A 17,849-nucleotide genomic window follows, 5' to 3' on the forward strand; every position below is an offset into this window, starting at 1 on the left:
AAAGAGCCGGTCGCCCGGCTCTCCCCATTGGCTGAAACAATCAGTTCAGATTGCGCAATTCGCGCCGCAAGATTTTGCCGACATTCGATTTCGGCAGCTCAGTGCGGAACTCGATGATTTTCGGCCGTTTGTAGTTCGTCAGGTTCTTGGCGCAGAACGCCTTGAGCTCCGCTTCCGTGAGCGACTGGTCCTTCTTGACCACGAAAAGTTTGACGGTTTCGCCCGAATGTTCATCCGGAACACCGATTGCCGCGCACTCCAGCACGCCCGGATGGCTGGCGGCCACTTCCTCCACCTCGTTCGGATAGACGTTGAAACCGGAAACGAGGATCATGTCCTTCTTGCGATCGACGATCTTGGTGTAACCGCGCTCGTCCATGAACCCCATGTCGCCGGATCGGAAGAAGCCGTCCGCGGTCATGGCCTTTGCGGTTTCATCCGGCCGCTGCCAGTAACCGGCCATGACCTGCGGACCGCGGATGCAGATCTCGCCGACTTCCCCTGTTGGCAGGCTGTTGCCGTCTTCGTCGCGAATATCGATTTCGGTCGAGGAAATCGGCAGGCCGATGGTGCCGCTGAATTCCGTGGAATCGAGACGATTGACCGTTGCAACGGGTGATGTCTCGGAGAGGCCGTAACCTTCGGCAATCGGGCAACCGACGATCGAAAGCCAGCGTTCCGCAACGGGCCTTTGCACCGCCATGCCGCCGCCGAGAACCAGAATGAGGGAGGACAGATCGAGCTTGCGGAAATCCTCGTTGTTCATCAGCGCGTTGAAAAGCGTGTTAATGCCGGGGAAAACATGCGGCTGATAATGCGCCAGCTCCTTCACGAAGCCGGGAATATCGCGCGGATTGGCGATCAGCAGATTATGGCCGCCGAGTGCAATGCCCATCAGCGAATTCACTGTCAATGCGAAGATATGGCAGAGCGGCAGCGCGCAGATGAAGTTGAGAACCTCCGGGCGATCTTTTTTGCCATTGAAGGCCGCGTCCAGCCACAGGCTGATCTGAACCTTGTTGGCCAGAAGATTGGCGTGGGTGAGAACCGCACCCTTGGATACGCCCGTTGTGCCGCCGGTATATTGCAGGAAGGCGATGTCCTGCGCCGTGAGGCTGACAGGCTTCAACGAAAATCCCTGACCTTCCTTCAGCATCGCCTTGAAGCTGATGGAGCCGGGGATGGTATAGGCGGGCACCAGTTTCTTGACCTTGCGAACCACCAGATTGACGATATGTCCCTTGAGGCCGAGCAGATCGCCCATCGCCGCGACGACCACATGCCGGACGGCGGTTTTTGGCACCGCCTGCTGCGCCACATGCGCGAAGTTTTCCAGCACGAAGATCGCCTTTGCGCCGGAATCCTTAAGCTGATGTTCCAGTTCGCGCGGTGTGTAGAGCGGATTGACATTGACCACGACCATACCTGCCCGCAGTATCCCGTATACGGCGACGGGATTTTGCAGGATATTCGGCATCATCACGGCAACCCGGTCGCCTTTTTCCAGCCCTCTGGATTGCAGCCAGGCGGCGACCGCGCGGGTTTCAGCGTCCAGTTCCCGGTAGGTCAGGGACTTTCCCATGCTGGAAAAGGCCTTGCGGTCGGCAAATTGCGCACAGCTCTTTTCGAGAAGTTCGACAAGGGAGGCATGGGCGGATGCGGGGATTTCGGAAGGTACGCCCGGCGGATAGGATGCCAGCCAACGCTTCTCTGCGCTGACATTTTCCGGGTGTCCCAGGGACAGTTCACTCATGCTTCTCCTCCCAGAGTCTTTGTTGCGCCGCGCATTCATTGAAATGCGTGAACGGCGCTTTCGGCTGCCTGATGTTCACGAGGTTCCGCATTCAGCCGGCCAATCCGGCCGGGTTGGGGGAACCTCATGTGGCGTCACCGGATCGACCGCTCCTCTCGCTCCCCGGTAACGAATGATAGACGCGTAATCCCTTGGCGTCCATCTCGTCGGCAAAACCTATTTAACTCTAACGTAAACGTCAATATTGCTGCCGCACATCTCGCCAACTCGTGAAGGGAAATGCATTTTGCCGGGCTTTTTTGACTTTAATCCTGATTTGAGCGATCAACATAATTCGCAAAGCAGGGCAGGATTGGAAATGGCAGGCAGGGCAGCGCTGGAACTGAAATCGGTCGGGAAAAGATTCGGCGATACGGATGTGCTGTCCGATATCGATCTTTCCGTCGAGCGCGGCGAAATCATTTGCCTGGTGGGGCGCTCCGGCTGTGGAAAATCGACCCTGCTGCGCATTGTGGCGGGCGTGGAGACGCCGGACCATGGCATCGTTTCCCTGAACGGCGCTGTCGTTGCCGGTCCCGCTGTTTTCGTGGAGCCTGAAAAGCGCAATATCGGTTTTGTCTTTCAGGATTATGCGCTTTTCCCGCATCTCACCGTCGAGCAGAATGTCATGTTCGGTCTTCGGTCTTTGCCGAAGGTGGAGGCTCGCCGCCGCGCTGCCGAGATGATCGAACATGTTCACCTGCAGGAGCTGGCAAAACGTTATCCGCATACGCTTTCAGGCGGTGAGCAGCAGCGCGTGGCGCTTGCCCGTGCGCTTGCCCCGCAGCCCGGTCTGCTGTTGATGGACGAGCCTTTTTCCAATCTGGACAGGGGATTGCGCGACAGCGTGCGCGAGGAAACGCTCGGGCTCCTGCGGCAGCTGGGCACGACGGCGATCATGGTCACCCACGACCCGGAAGAGGCGCTTTCGGCAGGTGACCGTGTGGTGCTGATGCAGCGTGGGCGGATCGTGCAGAGCGGTACGGGCTACGAAATTCACGATAATCCTAAAACCCGCTACGCCGCCGATTTTTTCTGCGCCTTCAACAAGATCGAAGGCCACGTCAGGCAGGGGCGCGTCGAAACACCGCTCGGGCCCCTGGGCGATGCTTCCGATCTGCCGGAAGGCCTTGCCGCCGTCGCCTATGTGCGCCCCAACGCGATTTCGATCATTGAGGATAGCACCGCGAAAGAGGGGATCGCCGGCGAAATATCGAGCCGTGTTTTTCTCGGTGAGATCGAGCAGCTTGGTATAGCCGTGCCCGGCCTGCCGGCGGATTTGCGCGTCAGAACGATGCAGCGTACGCCGACCAAGACCACGGCCGTGCGTTTCGGCATTGATCCGAAGGGCGTTCTGATATTTACTTGAGGTTGAATGAGCGGATTTGCATGTTTGTTTACGCTCCATTTTCAACTCTTGGTGATCAAGTCCCGTCTGAAAACGGCCAAATAAAACTTGATTTACTCCATCAGGTATGATGTTTGCTCCCCATATTGCCGCCATCGGAGAGGGAGACCACATATGACGAAATTTTCCAAAATTGCCCTGCTTGCCAGCACCGTTGCTTTTGCAGCCGGATCGGTCAGCGCTGCGGAACTGAACATCTACACCACCAGAGAGCCGGGCCTTATCCAGCCTCTGCTGGAATCCTTCACGGCTTCGAGCGGCGTCAAGGTCAACACCGTGTTCCTGAAGGATGGTCTTGCAGAGCGCGTTCTGAGCGAAGGTGCAAGCTCGCCGGCCGACGTTCTGATGACCGTGGATGCCGGCAACCTCGTTGATCTCGCTGAAAAGGGCGTCACCCAGGCGGTTGAATCCGAAACCCTGACGAAGGCTATTCCCGCCGAGCTTCGCGACGCCAAGGGCCATTGGTTCGCGCTTTCCATGCGCGCCCGCGTTCTCTACGCGGCGAAAGATGTCGATCTCGCCTCCTTCAACTATGAAGATCTGGCGGATGCAAAGTGGAAGGGCAAGGTTTGCATTCGCGCTGGCCAGCATCCCTATAACACGGCGCTCTTTGCCGATTACATCGCCCATTACGGCGCTGCGGACACCGAGAAGTGGCTCGCCGGCGTCAAGGAAAACCTGGCCCGCAAGGCAGGTGGCGGCGACCGCGACGTTGCCAAGGACATCCTCGGCGGCATTTGCGATATCGGCATCGCCAACTCCTATTATGTCGGCCTGATGCGCTCGGGCAAGGGCGGCGAGGAGCAGGTGAAGTGGGGCGACGCCATCAAGGTGGTTCTGCCGACCTTCAAGAATGGCGGCACGCAGGTCAATATCAGCGGCGCGGCTGTGGCCAAGAATGCACCGAACAAGGCGGAAGCCGTCAAGCTGCTGGAATATCTCGTTTCGGACGAAGCCCAGAAGATCTATGCGGAAGCCAACTACGAATATCCGGTCAAGCAGGGTGCTGCCCTCAACGAGATCATCGCTTCCTTCGGCACGCTGAAGATCGATAACAAGCCGCTGACGGAAATCGTCTCGCACCGCAAGCAGGCAAGCGAGCTGGTCGACAAGGTCGGTTTCGACAAGTAAAGGCCAATCAGCGATAACATGGTGGAAGGCGTTCGCATCTGCGGGCGCCTTTCCGCGTATTCTCCAAAAGCACATGAATCCAGACGCCATCCAGCCATTGACACCTCGTACCCGAGCCAGGTTTTCATCCTCCTTCTGGTGGCTGTGCCTCTCCGTGCTGGCGGTCTGTGGCGCCATGGTGCCGGTTCTGGCGCTTGTCTCCCAGGCTTTGCAGGGGTCCGAAGGCCTCTGGGCGCATCTCGGCTCGACCGTTCTTTTGACGGCTCTGCCGGATACGGCGATCCTTCTCGCCGGCGTCGGGCTGCTGGCCGGCATCGTCGGCACCTATGCCGCCTGGCTGGTCACTGCCTATGATTTTCCCGGGCGTAGACTATTGGAGTGGGCACTGCTGCTGCCGCTGGCCATGCCCACCTATATCGTTGCCTATGCCTATCTGGATATCCTGCATCCCATCGGGCCCGTGCAGGGGGCGATCCGCTGGCTGCTCGGTTATTCCAGCCCACGCGAATTCCGCCTGCCGGACATAAGGTCGATGACGGGCTGCATCATTCTCCTCGGCTTCGTGCTGTTTCCCTATGTCTATATTCCCGTGCGCGCCATGTTCCTGACGCAGGCGGGCAACCTGCTGGAAGCGGCCCGCACGCTCGGCGTTTCAAGACGCGCCGCTTTTTTCAAGGTCGCGGTGCCGCTCGCGCGCCCGGCGATCGCGGTCGGTATCAGCCTTGCCTTGATGGAAGCGCTGAACGACATCGGCGCATCGGAATTCCTCGGCGTCCGCACCCTCACCGTTTCCGTCTACACTACATGGGTCACGAAATCCGACCTTCCGGGTGCGGCGCAGATCGCGCTTTCCATGCTGTTCATCGTTGTCGCCCTCGTGGGGCTCGAGCGCTGGGCGCGGCGCAAGCAGCGTTATGCGGTCTCCGCGCAGAAAAGCAGGGAGCTGGAGCCGCTGCGGCTCAACGGCCTGAAGGGCTGGGCCGCTTTCGTACTCGGCAGCCTGCCGGTCCTGATCGGCTTTGTAGCGCCCGCCAGCTATCTCGTCATTGAGGCTTGGAAGCGCTTCCGCTTCAGCGGCCTGTCGGCCCGTTTCGCCGATGAGGCTCTGAACACCATCCTCTTTGCCGGGCTGGCGACGGTGATCACGCTTATCCTGGGCCTTGCCGTTGCTTACGCCATGCGCCTTGCACCGGGACGTCTCGCGCTCTGGTCCTATCGTCTTTCGACAGTGGGTTATGCTGCCCCCGGCACGGTCATCGCCATCGGGATACTGATTGCACTCGGCGGTTTCGACCGGTTTGTCGACCAGACCGTGCGTGACTGGTTCGGCATCTCCACCGGCCTGATCTTCATCGGCAGCGGCGCGGCCCTCATCTATGCCTATTCCACACGTTTCCTCACCATCGCCGCCGGCGGCGTGGATGCCGGCCTCAGCCGCATCCCGCAATCCTTCGATCACGCCGCACGAACGCTCGGGCGATCTGCGACGCAGACATTCCGTCAGATTCACTTGCCGCTTTCCAAGGCGTCGCTTGCGGCGGCGGGGCTGCTGATCTTTGTCGATTGCGTCAAGGAGCTTCCCGCCACGCTTCTCCTGCGGCCGCTCAATTTCGAAACCTTCGCAACTCATCTTTATGGCGAAGCGGCGCGAGGCACCTATGAAGAGGCGTCTATCGCAGCCCTGGCAATTGTCGTCATCGGCATGCTTCCCGTGGTGCTGCTTGCGAGGATCGGCCGGCGTAAGGGCTGACATCGAAGCTTAGCCCGATAAATGACGGGCGCAAAACTGTGCGAGAAGCCAATAAGCTTCAAATCCGCCCCGAAAACGACAAGCATCCCGCCTTAATCATGATGTAAACACTCATCTTAATTGAGGTGCTGCGGCCTGTCGGATAGGGACATCGACCGCGATCTGTTTCGGGGCATATCTTGAAAAATTTGCATGGGATGTTTTTGAGCCGTCTGGCTTTGGGCACGGCCGCCATTGTTTTGCTGGCGCCAGCGATGGGCCACGCGCAGGACACGACCGTTCTTCAGCAGATTACCGTTGAAGGGCAGGGCGCGGAAAACGCGACTGGCCCGGTCCGCGGTTATGTCGCGAAGAAAAGCGCCACCGGTTCGAAAACCGAGACGGAAACCAAGGATATTCCGCAATCCGTATCGGTCGTCGGCCGCCAGGAAATGAACGACCGCGGCGCGGTGACGAAAATCGATGAAGTGCTGCGTTACACCCCCGGTGTGACGGCGGAACCCTTCGGCACGGACCCGGACACGGACTGGATTTATATTCGCGGTTTTCAGGCAACCCAGACCGGCGTGTTTCTGGATGGTCTGAACCTGTTCAGCTACGGTTTCGGCGGTTTCCAGATGGATGCCTACGGCCTGGAGCGCGTGGAAATTCTCAAAGGCCCCGCCTCGGTGCTCTACGGCGGCGCCAATCCCGGCGGCATCGTGCAGATGGTCCGCAAGCGCACGCAGGATGAGCCGGTGCGGGAAACGGAAATCGGCATCAATAATTTCGGCAATGCCTTCTTCGGCTTCGATCTCGGCGACAAGGTCGATGGTGAAGGCGTGTGGAAATACCGCGTCACCGGCAAGGTCTCCGGTGGCGACAATTATACCGACTATTCCGAGGATTTGCGCGGCTTCATCATGCCGCAGATTACCTTCGAGCCGGATGCGCAGACCAGCGCCACGCTCTACGGCTATTTCTCGGCGCTCGATCAGGTTCATATCGGCAACGGCTTCCTGCCCTATGTCGGCACGGTCGTGGATGCGCCTTTCGGCAAGCTCGACCGCAAGGCCTTTTATGGTGAGCCGAATATCGACAATGGCCGTGTGTACCAGTCCATGGTCGGTTACGACGTCAGCCATGAATTCGACAACGGCTGGAAGATCAGCCAGAACGCCCGTTACGGCCACCTCTACAAGCACGAGACCGGACCCTATGCGGGCGGCTGGGCCAACACGGACGCCAACGGCCAGCCGATCCTCGACGCCACCACCAACGACTATATGCTGACCCGTTTCGGTTACGATGGCGTGTCGAAGGTCGACAGCTTCGGCGTGGATAACCGCGTTGAAGGCCAATTCGATACCGGCGCGGTCAATCATTCGCTGCTCTTCGGCCTCGACTATAAATATTACCGGCTGGATCAGGTGCAGGCCTGCTGCGGATCGAATGCAATCGGTGCGCTCAACCCGGTCTATGGCTCCACGCAGGGAACAAACTTCGTTTATGCCGACAATATCGTGACCCAGCAGCAGATCGGCATCTATGCCCAGGATCAGCTGCGTTTCGGCGACGGCTGGCTGGTCACGCTGAACGGCCGTTACGATTATGTCGATACGGAGCTGAACAACAGGCTGCCAGCTGGCGCATCCCGCCGCTCCAATGACGATGCGCTGAGCGGGCGCGCCGGCCTCGCCTATGAATTCGACAATGGCCTGACGCCCTATGTCTCGGCTGCTACCTTCTTCAATCCGCTCATCGATACGCTTGCAGATGGCACATCCGCCGTACCGGAGGAGGGACACCAGTTCGAGGCCGGCATCAAATATGAGCCGACCTTCTTCGATGGCAGCATCACCGCCTCTGTCTTCAAGCTGGTCAAGGACAACGCCATCGTGTCCTATACGGCGGGCGGCGTAACCACGAGCGGCCAGTTCGGGCAGGTGGAATCCACCGGCTTCGAGCTGGAGGCCAAGGCCAATCTCAGTGAGAACTGGAAGACCATTGCGTCCTATTCCTATACCGATCTCGATATCACCAAGGATGCCAATCCCAACCTGATCGGCAAATCACCATGGATCGTGCCCGCCCACACCGCCTCGCTGTGGCTGGACTACGCCTTTACCAATGATGCGCTGGAAGGCCTAAGCCTCGGCGGCGGTGTGCGTTATCAGGGCAAATCCTGGGCGGATGCAACCAATACGCTGCGCGTGCCGGATGCAGCCGTCTTCGACGCCGCAATCCGTTATGAGAAGAACGACTGGACCGCGTCCATCAACGTCGCCAATGTCTTCGACAAGGAATATGTCAAGAGCTGCGCCGGGGTCTCCGTCTGCGGCTGGGGTGACAGCCGCACCATCACCTTCAAGCTTTCCAAGAAGTGGTGATGGGCGGCCAGAGGCCGTAGTTGCAGGAAAATTGGTTTGCCACTATAAACATGAATAGATTTATCATGTTTATAGTGGCGCCGTGGCGCCTTGCGGGATCGAGAGGCCATGGCTTTCCGCGTGCGGATGGAAAATGAGATCGAGGGCTTTGCCGTCATCGGCGGTCCGCGCTCCAGGGTGTGGAACGGCATTGTCGCCGATCTCTGGGATGTGCGCTGCGCCCCGAAGGCGGGTGGCCGTTATGTCGGCAAGGATCCGCGTTTCGTTTTTCTGCTGGATATGGATGGGACGGATGACGGCCGGTTCATGATGAACCGATGCCGCCGCGATAATTACGGGTCGTCAAAAGCGAACCGGATTTCTTTCGTTCCCGCCGATCTGGACGTTCATGCTGAACTGAGCAACGTCTCCTTCGTGCGCCATCTCGATTTGCATTTTGATGCGGGATTGCTGGGCGCCCGGCTGGTGCAGGGCTTCGATCCGCACGGGCTGCTAGACCCGCATCTGATGTTCGAGGATGAGCGCCTGCTGGCGCTGGCGCGGCTGATTGCGGCCGAATGCGATAATCCCGATCCGCTGCACGACCTCTATGGCGAAAGCCTCGTGCTCGCGCTGCTCACGGATTTCCTGAAAGTGAAACGGGAACCGGTAAAGAAACGCAGCAAGCTCGCCGCCTGGCAATTGAGGGCGGCCACAGACTATATCCGCGAACATTGCCTGCGGTCGATCCGTCTGGAGGAACTGGCGGAACTCACCAACCTCTCGCAATCCCATTTCAGCCACGCCTTCAAGGCCTCCACCGGCGTGCCCCCGCACCAGTGGCAGATGCAGGCGCGCATTGATCGCGTCAAGGAACTGATGATGCGGACCAACATGGCGTTGACCGACATCGCCATCGCTGCCGGGTTTTCCGATCAGGCGCATTTCTCCCGGGTCTTTCGCAAGATGGTCGGCGTTTCCCCCTCCGTCTGGCAGAAGATTCGTCAGTAGGCACGGATTTCGTTCCATTTTCCTTCAAAAAAATACCCAGCGAGGCGCCTGAAACGCGGCGGAACGAATTGTCGGTCGCGGGGTTTACCAGACGTGACCTCAAAGAGGAAAAACAAGGAGGAAAGGCACATGATGCATCAGGAACCCCGCGCCGGACAGGACCCCTATGTCAAGGATACGCCGAGCCTGATCGCCAGCGACAAGGTGGAAGGCACCCGCGTTTATGGCGCTGATGGCAAGCATATCGGCTCGATCCAGCGCATCATTCTGGAAAAACGCGGCGGCCGCGTCGCCTATGCGGTGTTGAGCTTCGGTGGTTTTCTCGGAATCGGCGACGACTATTACCCGCTGCCTTGGGAAAAGCTGCATTATGACGAAGAACTCGACGGTTACCGTATCGATCTTACCAAGGAAGAGATCGAAAACGCGCCGCACTTCGCCAATCTGGATGATGACGACCTGCTGAACGCCAGGGATCGCAAGGTCTACGACTATTACGGCGTCGCCCCGTATTGGATGTAAAATCTGTCAAAAGGCGCTTCCGGCTGTTCTATCGCCGGAAGCGTCGCACATAAAGGAACGGCTCCTTTTCAGGAGCCGTTTTTCGTTTGGCGCATCAATGCGTGTTGTTCTGCATCTCGGAAACTGCATCGGTAAAGCACTTGCGTGCCTCTTCGGGCGATTTGCGTCCGTCAAGAGCGGCGCGGCAGGCGCTTCTCGCTCTTACGAAGCTCAATCCCCCAATTTTGGGCCAGCCTTCGGTCAACAATGTCAGTGCTTCGAAGGGGCCGGCGATGACACTCTTGCCATTCGCCTCAAGATTGACCTCTACAGGTTCTGTCCATCTCTCGTTCTTCATCGTGCACCTCCCAGAGCAACGCGATCCCGAAATACACCCGACAGCGAAGCAACCCATGAACGCAGTCGTGTGTCACTGCCGCTTAGGATATGCGCAAGCGATCGAATTGACAACGGGGATCAACGGAAGCCGAAAAACGACAGGATCGCCAGAACGATAACGACGAGGCCTACGATGTAGATGATCTGGTTCATGATTTTCTCCTTGGCTGGTGTCATCACCATAACGTGAGGGAGAAGACGAGGTTCCAGCAGCCAGTGAGAATTTAATCACGTACTAAAATATTGCGAACATCCCATCGTCGATAAAAGGCGAATGTCACCTGCGCAGGATTACCCAGATGGCATGAATGATGCCCGGAACATAACCGCACAGCGTCAGAAGAATGTTGAGCCAGAAATGCAGGCCGAGCCCGACCTGGAGAAAGACGCCGACGGGCGGGAGGATGATGGCGATCAGGATACGGATGACGTCCACGGTGAGTGCTTTCAAGTTAACCAAGACTAGACAATCAACGTAAGTGGAGCCCGGTTGGTTTCAACGCCCTGATGATGACGAATACCTTCCTTCAGCTGGCAACCGGAAGCCGCCAATTCTGAGGGGGCCACTCCCCGCGTGATGCATCAGGCGAGCGGGCTCAGGACCATTCAGCCCTCGTTCATGCGTGCCGCATCACTCTTGGCTCACGGAACCGAGGACACAGACAGACGTTGAAGTCCGTCATTGGGAGATGAGATCATGAAAATTCTAACCGCAGCAATCTGCTTCCTATCGGTTGGCATCCTGAGCGGATGCGTTGACGATGGCGGTTACCGCACAGGCGGGTATTACTCGTCCGGCGTCTATTATCGATCTTATGATCGAGACAGATATTACCGGGATTACGACCGCCGGAACTGGCGACAACACAGAGAGTGGCGGGATCGCAGGGATTGGCGCGGTGACTATCGTCACCGCCCGCGCCCACCGTCTTACGGTCAATATGGCGTGATTGTTCGTTAACGGCGGCGTTCTTATCGCGCCGGTCTGCGCGGCCCGCCATTGGGCGATTTCCGACAGCGCATCTATTTATATAATCGGCTGGGCAATCTTGAATGCGAAAAATGGTGCCGCTTACGTGACTCGAACACGTGACCCCGTCATTACGAATGACGTGCTCTACCAACTGAGCTAAAGCGGCCCGATTGTGACCCGCTTGTTGCGGATCAGCTTCATGGCGGGCTGATACAGGCAATGCTCACGGATTTCAAGCCTTGAATGTGCCGGTTTTGAAATTTCCGCAAAAAGCTTTGCCTGTCCATTGTTTGCCGGTGACTTCAGCCTTTCCCGCAGATGCGTTTCTTGGCCGTTTCATATTCATTCGCGAGACGATCGACGAGATCGGCCACCGGTTCCACTGCCTTGACTGCGCCGACGCCTTGCCCCGCGCCCCAGATGTCCTTCCAGGCCTTTGCGCCACCGGTGGCGGTTTCAAAGTCCATCTTCGAGGGGTCGGCTTCGGGCAGATTGTCGGGGTCCATGCCGGAGGCGACGATCGAGCTTTTCAGGTAGTTTCCGTGCACGCCCGTGAAATAGTTCGAATAAACGATATCCTTGGCCTGCGCTTCCACAATCGCCTGCTTGTAGCCTTCGGAAGCGCGTGCTTCCTGAGTGGCGATGAAGGGGGTGCCGATATAGGCCATGTCAGCGCCCATGGCCTGCGCGGCGAGAATGGAGCCGCCATTGGCGATGGCGCCGGCCAGCAGCAGCGGGCCGTCGAACCATTCGCGGATTTCCTGAACGAGGGCGAAGGGCGAAAGCGTGCCCGCATGTCCGCCGGCACCCGCCGCGACCGCAATCAGCCCATCCGCACCCTTGCGGATGGCGGAGCGGGCATGACGGTCGTTGATGACGTCATGCAGCACGATGCCGCCATAGGAATGCACGGCTGCATTGACCTCGGGCACCGCGCCAAGCGAAGAAATCACCACCGGCACCTTGTATTTCACGCAAAGGCCGAGATCATGCTCCAGCCGGCGATTGGACATGTGCACGATCTGGTTGACCGCGAAGGGTGCGGCCGGACGTTCGGGATTGGCACGGTTGTGCGCGTCGAGTTCCTCGGTGATCATCGCCAGCCACTCGTCGAGCTGGCTTTCGGGTCGCGCGTTGAGCGCCGGGAAAGCGCCGATGACGCCGGCCTTGCATTGCGCCAGCGTCAGTTGCGGATGTGAAATAATGAATAGCGGTGATGCTATGACCGGAAGACGCAGATTGTCTTTCAGCACGGACGGTAGCATGTCTCCTCCCACGAATTACGTTTACGCGCACGTAAGTCAATATCGCGTTCGGGAGCAGATTGAAAGCGAAAACAGCGTGGCACTTGCATCTCGAATCTGCGTTCGTAGCGCCACAATGGATCGATTTTCCTGAAAGCAATCCGGTCTTTATCATAAACGAAGCTTGCGGAGGGGCGGTATAGCCGTTACCGAATCGTGAACCCATGGCGCAGCGCCGCATATTTTTTGCAAAGCGTAATAGAACAAGGATCGGTCGTGAGCGGACTGGAAACGGCAATTAGAAATGCTCTGGAAAAATCGGACAGATCGAACGCCGAAGTTCGTGCACGGATTTACCAATCGTCCCGTCAGGCGCTGGAAGCAGGCCTGCGCAAGCAGGGGATAGACGATCCGCAGGTCGTCGCCCAGCAGCGGCAGCGGCTTGAAGGCCTGATCCACCAGATCGAGAATGAAGAGCGCAACAGTCTTCTGGACAGGGTGGAGCAGCAATTGCGCCCGCCAGCAGCGGAAAGTCCGGCACAGGATGATCACGCGGTCGATCCCGTTTCGCAGATGCCTCACCACGGCGATTTGGGTGTTGAGCCGGAACTGCGTGGTGAAACGCGCGATGTGCGACCGGGTGCTGCCGTCGCTCCGGCGCCGCTGAATGCGGGCCAGCGCAATGGAAAGCCGCCGAAGAGAGGCTCCCGCGCCAGCGATTCCTCGCTTGCCTTCCGTCCGGAAGGCGCGGTTGGCCGCCGCAAGCGCCGGGGGCTTTTTGCCCGCCTTTTTATCTACGTGACGCTTCTGGCCTTCATCGGTTTTGGCGCCTGGTGGGTTTATTCTTCCGGCCTCCTGCTGTCGCCGGAACAACGTGATACCAGCGTACCCAATCCGCCGGCGCAGGTGCAGTCGGAGGACTTCAACGGGACGGAGCCTGCGCCGAGCCTTTCGGCCGGTCGCGGTTTTTCCGACGACTGGGTTGAGGTCTTCAATGCCGAGCGTGGCAGTTCCGGCGTTTCGGCCGGCCAGCGCGCCAATGTCGAAAACATCGCCACACCCGCCGGCAAGGCTATAAAGATAACCTCGAGAAGTGTGGCGCAGGATGGCGCCGTCAGCGTCGAGGTTCCGGTGGAGGTGATGCGGGATATGGCGGGCAAGTCCTCGACCATATCGATCACGCTGCAATCCTCCAGCGACCGGCAGACCCAGGTTTCCGTCGCCTGCGATTTCGCAACCCTTGGCGATTGCTCCCGCCACCGCTTCACCGCCACGGCCGAGCGCGCGGACATGCTGCTGAACACGACATTCGAACGATCTCTCGCCCCCAATGCGCCGGGGAAGATCTTCATCAACAGCGATATCGATGGCAGCGGCCGCCCGGTCAATCTTTATTCCGTGCGCATTCTGCCGGGCCAGTAATGGAAAAACGACAGGCGCCTCGAGTGGCGGCGCCTGTCATCGCCTTCCGGTCTCACTTGAGAAAAGCCGGGCCTGATCCCAATATCTTGTCGTCGATTTCGCCGATCGCCTTCTCGTCCTTGCCCTCATAGTCGAGCGCAAGAAGAATGTGGCGGATGAGGTTCACCCGCGCGCGGCGCTTGTCGTTGGCGCGCACCACTGTCCAGGGGGCGGCATCGGTGTGGGTCTTTTCCAGCATCTCGTCGCGCTTTTGCGTGTAGTCGTCCCATTTCGTCAGCGCGGCTATGTCCATATCCGAAAGCTTCCAGCATTTCAGCGGGCTGTGGCGACGGTCATGGAAGCGCTCGATCTGCGTTTCGCGTCCGATGTCGAGCCAGAATTTGAAAAGATTGATGTCTTCATGGGCCAGCATCTTTTCCAGACGCGGCGTTTCCTTGAGGAAGAGCTTGTGTTCTTCCGGCGTGCAGAACCCCATGACCGGCTCGACCCCGGCGCGGTTATACCATGAGCGGTCGAAGAGAACGAATTCGCCGGCGGTCGGAAAATGCGAGATGTAGCGCTGGAAATACCATTGGCCGCGCTCGGTTTCCGTCGGTTTGGTCAGCGCCACCACGCGGGCATAACGGGGGTTGAGATAGGCCCGGGCCGCGAAGATCGCACCGCCCTTGCCCGCGGCGTCGCGGCCTTCGAAAACCGCCATGACCCTTTTGCCGGTCGCCTGCAGCCAGAACTGAACCTTGACCAGTTCCACCTGCAGCGCCTCGAGAGCGGTGTCGTAATCTTCCCGCTTCATCTTCTTGTCGTAGGGAAAATTTCCGGCAGAAAGTTTCTTTTCCTCAACCCATTCAGGAAGAACCGGATCGTCGATGTCGAAGCTGCGCAGTTTGCCGCCAATGGTGATCTCGACTGCCCGCTTCTTCGTTTCTTCGCCCATGGGTTCCTCCAGTTGTTGTTGTGTAAAGGCAACTCGCCGCCAATGAGTTCACATCCATTGCCGGAATTCAAGTGAAACAGGACCGGTTGAGCGGGATGCGGCGGCAGGAGCGATTGCCGCGTCGATTTTGCGCATATACGTTGTGGAAAATGCGCGATGATGAATCTCTGTCATGAAGCTGGCCTATGAGATTTCGATGCGCTGTCAGATGAGAATGGAAAGAGCAGGCTGAAATGGCAGTCATGAAAGGCGAGGGTGGATTAAGGCTTTTGGGAAGGAAGCTCGGCCGGAACTGGTTGCCCGTTCTCATCGTCAGCATGCTCGCCATCGTGGCCGTTGCGGAACTCCATACGCCCTATATGCCCGCCGCCCTGTGGCTTTGCGCGGTCATTGCCATCCTGGCCGTTGCGGAGGGCCCGGCGGCCGCCTCCGCAAAGGACGGAGCTGCGGAGGCGGAGACGGATGAGCCGGAAGTGCCCGGCGAAAACGTCATTTCCGGCGTAAGGGCGGGCCTTGCGGTTCTGGATACTCCCGTTTTCATTCTCGACAAGAACGCCAGTGTACTGTTTCAGAACGGCGCGGCCGAGCGCGCCTTCGGCCAGCTGCTTGCCGGTGCACATATTTCCGCCCGGCTGCGCTCTCCCGGCCTGCTGGATGTCATTCGCGAAACCATCACCACCGGCCAGCCCAACCAGGTCGAACATTCGGAGCGCTTTCCTTCCGAACGGGTCTTCATCGTCCGCATCGCCCGGGCGGATGTGGGAGAGGGGGCAGGTCCGCCATTCTACATCCTGTCGTTCCGCGACGTTTCAGAGCTTCGCCGCATCGACCGCATGCGCAGCGACTTCGTCGCCAATGCGAGCCATGAACTGCGCACCCCGCTCGCCTCGCTCCGCGGTTTCATCGAAACCATGCAGGGGCCGGCGCGCAATGACCCCAAGGCGCAGGAGCGTTTCCTCGCCATCATGCTGGATCAGGCAACCCGCATGAGCAGGCTTGTGGACGATCTCATGTCCCTTTCGCGGCTGGAATTGCGTGCAAACATCGCGCCGGACCAGAAGGTCGATCTCGTTCCCGTCATCGGCCACGTGCGCGATACGCTGCTGCCGCTTGCCGACGAGCTTGATGTGACCATCACGCTGCACCTGCCGGACCGGCCGGCGGAGGTGCAGGGGGATCGCGACGAGCTGGTGCAGGTGTTCCAGAACCTCGTTGAAAATGCTTGCAAATACGGCCAGGAAGGCAAGGTCGTGGATGTCTGGCTGCGCGCCGAACCCGGCAAGCCGGTGGAGGTGAGTGTCATCGACAAGGGGCCGGGCATTCCCGCCGAACATGTGCCGCGCCTGACGGAGCGTTTTTATCGCGTCAGCGTTGCCGACAGCCGCTCGAAAAAGGGCACGGGCCTCGGGCTTGCCATCGTCAAGCACATCCTCACTCGCCACCGCGCCCGCCTCATCATTAAATCGGAATTGGACAACGGCACGGACTTCACCGTGAGATTTTGACATAAAATATGCATCTGCTTTTAATGCAGTGAATATTTATAAATTAAATCAGTGATTTAGATTGTCACAAATCTTTCGTCAAAGTGACATAAAAGGATGTGGCTACGGTGGTTAAGAAAAGGTCGCCGAGCGCAAGCTAAGAGCGAGTGTCGCTATCGGCTGCGTCCACAACAAAGCCCACGACGGGAGAGACAAATGAACATCGTTAAATTTTCCGCAGCAGCTCTGGTGGCTTCTGTCGCCTTCGCTGGCGCCGCCGCTGCTCGCGACCAGATCCAGGTTGCCGGTTCCTCCACGGTTCTGCCCTACGCCAAGATCGTTGCCGAGACTTTTGCCGAAACCTTCCCGAACTTCAAGGCTCCGGTTGTTGAGTCCGGCGGCACGGGCGGCGGTCTGAAGGCATTCTGCTCGGGCGTGGGCGAAGGCACCATCGACATTGCAAACGCTTCGCGCAAGATCAAGAGCGACGAACTGGCCGCCTGTAAGGCTGCTGGCGTTGCCGACGTTCAGGAAGTGAAGATCGGTTACGACGGTATCGTCTTTGCGATGGACTCTTCCAACAAGGACATCAAGCTCGAGCCGAAGGATCTTTACCTCGCGCTCGCTGCTGAAGTCGTCAAGGACGGCAAGCTTGTTGCCAACCCCTACAAGAAGTGGTCGGAAATCAACAAGGAACTGCCTGACGTAGCGATCGCCGCTTACATCCCGGGTTCCAAGCACGGCACGCGCGAAGTCTTCGAAGAGAAGATCATGGCTGACGGCTGCAAGGAAGCCAAGGCGACCGACGTCATCAAGACGCTCATCACCGACGCCAAGCAGGCTGCTGCAAAGTGCGTTGCAGTCCGTAAGGACGGCGCAGCTGTCGACATCGACGGCGACTACACCGAAACGCTCGCTCGTATCGATGCCAACAAGACCGGCCTCGGCGTTTTTGGCCTCGCTTTCTATGAAAACAACGCTGACCGTCTGAAGGTCGCGACCGTTTCGGGCGTCGTTCCGTCCACCGAAACCGTTGCCAGCGGCAAGTACCCGGTTTCCCGCCCGCTGTTCTTCTACGTGAAGAAGGCTCACCTGGGCGTTATCCCGGGCCTCAAGGAATACGTCGAGTTCTTCGTTTCTGACGAAATGATCGGCCCGGATTCCCCGCTCGCCAACTACGGCCTCGTTGCCGCTCCGGATAAAGAACGCGAAGAAATTCGCTCCAAGTTCGCTGCCGGCGCTTCGATGTAATAAAGATGAGGGGCGCGGTCTGCCGCGCCCCTTATTCCCTCCGGCGCCGCTTCGGCGATTATCTCCGGTTGACAGGTCCTATTCATCGCCATCCACATAATTGTTTATGGATTACAGATGGATAGGATGTATCAACCTTGACGCTTGCACAACTTTGATACAGTCAAAATGCAAGCGTCTCTGGATGGTCCAGCGGTCTCG

At 58.6% G+C, this 17,849-nt stretch carries 15 protein-coding genes and 1 tRNA gene; 10 read left to right on the forward strand and 6 right to left on the reverse strand.

Going from position 1 to position 17,849, the window contains the following annotated elements; translation table 11 throughout:
* Positions 1-40: 40 nt before the first annotated feature.
* Positions 41-1,753 (reverse strand): long-chain fatty acid--CoA ligase, encoded by a 1,713-nt coding sequence (locus CFB10_RS08585; protein ID WP_020011008.1) that lies wholly within the window; start codon positions 1,751-1,753, stop codon positions 41-43.
* Positions 1,754-2,111: 358 nt separating this feature from the next.
* Between CFB10_RS08585 and CFB10_RS08590 the strand changes: the two genes are divergently transcribed.
* The 6 genes from CFB10_RS08590 (at position 2,112) to CFB10_RS08615 (ending at position 9,962) form a co-directional block, all read left to right on the forward strand.
* Entirely contained in the window at positions 2,112-3,161 is a 1,050-nt protein-coding gene (locus CFB10_RS08590) for an ABC transporter ATP-binding protein (RefSeq protein WP_020011007.1), read from the forward strand.
* A gap of 153 nt (positions 3,162-3,314) precedes the next feature.
* Positions 3,315-4,331 carry an extracellular solute-binding protein gene (locus CFB10_RS08595; protein WP_020011006.1) on the forward strand — a complete coding sequence of 339 codons (1,017 nt, stop codon included), beginning with the start codon at positions 3,315-3,317 and terminating at the stop codon, positions 4,329-4,331.
* A gap of 73 nt (positions 4,332-4,404) precedes the next feature.
* The gene (locus CFB10_RS08600; RefSeq protein WP_026363790.1) at positions 4,405-6,081 is read left to right on the forward strand and encodes an iron ABC transporter permease; all 1,677 of its coding nucleotides are present in this window, start codon (positions 4,405-4,407) and stop codon (positions 6,079-6,081) included.
* Between the two features lie 179 nt (positions 6,082-6,260).
* Positions 6,261-8,450 (forward strand): TonB-dependent siderophore receptor, encoded by a 2,190-nt coding sequence (locus CFB10_RS08605; RefSeq protein WP_081629579.1) that lies wholly within the window; start codon positions 6,261-6,263, stop codon positions 8,448-8,450.
* 108 nt (positions 8,451-8,558) lie between these two features.
* The gene (locus tag CFB10_RS08610) at positions 8,559-9,440 is read left to right on the forward strand and encodes an AraC family transcriptional regulator (RefSeq protein ID WP_020011003.1); all 882 of its coding nucleotides are present in this window, start codon (positions 8,559-8,561) and stop codon (positions 9,438-9,440) included.
* 129 nt (positions 9,441-9,569) lie between these two features.
* On the forward strand, positions 9,570-9,962 hold the full coding sequence (locus CFB10_RS08615) for a PRC-barrel domain-containing protein (RefSeq protein ID WP_026363789.1): 393 nt from the start codon (positions 9,570-9,572) through the stop codon (positions 9,960-9,962).
* Between the two features lie 94 nt (positions 9,963-10,056).
* Here CFB10_RS08615 and CFB10_RS08620 read toward each other — a convergent pair whose 3' ends face one another.
* Together CFB10_RS08620 and CFB10_RS08625 are read right to left on the reverse strand one after the other, a co-directional pair.
* On the reverse strand, positions 10,057-10,299 hold the full coding sequence (locus tag CFB10_RS08620) for a DUF982 domain-containing protein (protein ID WP_003503584.1): 243 nt from the start codon (positions 10,297-10,299) through the stop codon (positions 10,057-10,059).
* A gap of 318 nt (positions 10,300-10,617) precedes the next feature.
* Positions 10,618-10,776, reverse strand: a complete 159-nt coding sequence (locus CFB10_RS08625) for a YqaE/Pmp3 family membrane protein (protein ID WP_020811433.1) — start codon at positions 10,774-10,776, stop codon at positions 10,618-10,620.
* A gap of 325 nt (positions 10,777-11,101) precedes the next feature.
* On the opposite strand from CFB10_RS08625, the gene CFB10_RS08630 reads away from it, so the two are divergent.
* Entirely contained in the window at positions 11,102-11,290 is a 189-nt protein-coding gene (locus CFB10_RS08630; RefSeq protein WP_020011000.1) for a hypothetical protein, read from the forward strand.
* A gap of 113 nt (positions 11,291-11,403) precedes the next feature.
* On the opposite strand, the gene CFB10_RS08635 is transcribed toward CFB10_RS08630, so the two are convergent.
* Positions 11,404-11,479 (reverse strand) — tRNA-Thr (locus CFB10_RS08635).
* Positions 11,480-11,615: 136 nt separating this feature from the next.
* Positions 11,616-12,578, reverse strand: a complete 963-nt coding sequence (locus CFB10_RS08640; protein WP_020010999.1) for a nitronate monooxygenase family protein — start codon at positions 12,576-12,578, stop codon at positions 11,616-11,618.
* A 255-nt stretch (positions 12,579-12,833) separates the two neighbouring features.
* Between CFB10_RS08640 and CFB10_RS08645 the strand changes: the two genes are divergently transcribed.
* Positions 12,834-13,979 carry a hypothetical protein gene (locus CFB10_RS08645; protein WP_020010998.1) on the forward strand — a complete coding sequence of 382 codons (1,146 nt, stop codon included), beginning with the start codon at positions 12,834-12,836 and terminating at the stop codon, positions 13,977-13,979.
* A gap of 52 nt (positions 13,980-14,031) precedes the next feature.
* On the opposite strand, the gene ppk2 is transcribed toward CFB10_RS08645, so the two are convergent.
* Positions 14,032-14,913 (reverse strand): polyphosphate kinase 2, encoded by an 882-nt coding sequence (gene ppk2 / locus CFB10_RS08650; RefSeq protein WP_020010997.1) that lies wholly within the window; start codon positions 14,911-14,913, stop codon positions 14,032-14,034.
* 242 nt (positions 14,914-15,155) lie between these two features.
* On the opposite strand from ppk2, the gene phoR reads away from it, so the two are divergent.
* Positions 15,156-16,418, forward strand: a complete 1,263-nt coding sequence (phoR, locus tag CFB10_RS08655; RefSeq protein ID WP_051091648.1) for a phosphate regulon sensor histidine kinase PhoR — start codon at positions 15,156-15,158, stop codon at positions 16,416-16,418.
* Positions 16,419-16,613: 195 nt separating this feature from the next.
* On the forward strand, positions 16,614-17,648 hold the full coding sequence (locus tag CFB10_RS08660) for a substrate-binding domain-containing protein (protein WP_026363787.1): 1,035 nt from the start codon (positions 16,614-16,616) through the stop codon (positions 17,646-17,648).
* Positions 17,649-17,849 lie beyond the last annotated feature (201 nt).

The sequence above is a fragment of the Agrobacterium sp. 719_389 genome (genome assembly GCF_900188475.1).
Lineage (GTDB): Bacteria > Pseudomonadota > Alphaproteobacteria > Rhizobiales > Rhizobiaceae > Agrobacterium > Agrobacterium radiobacter.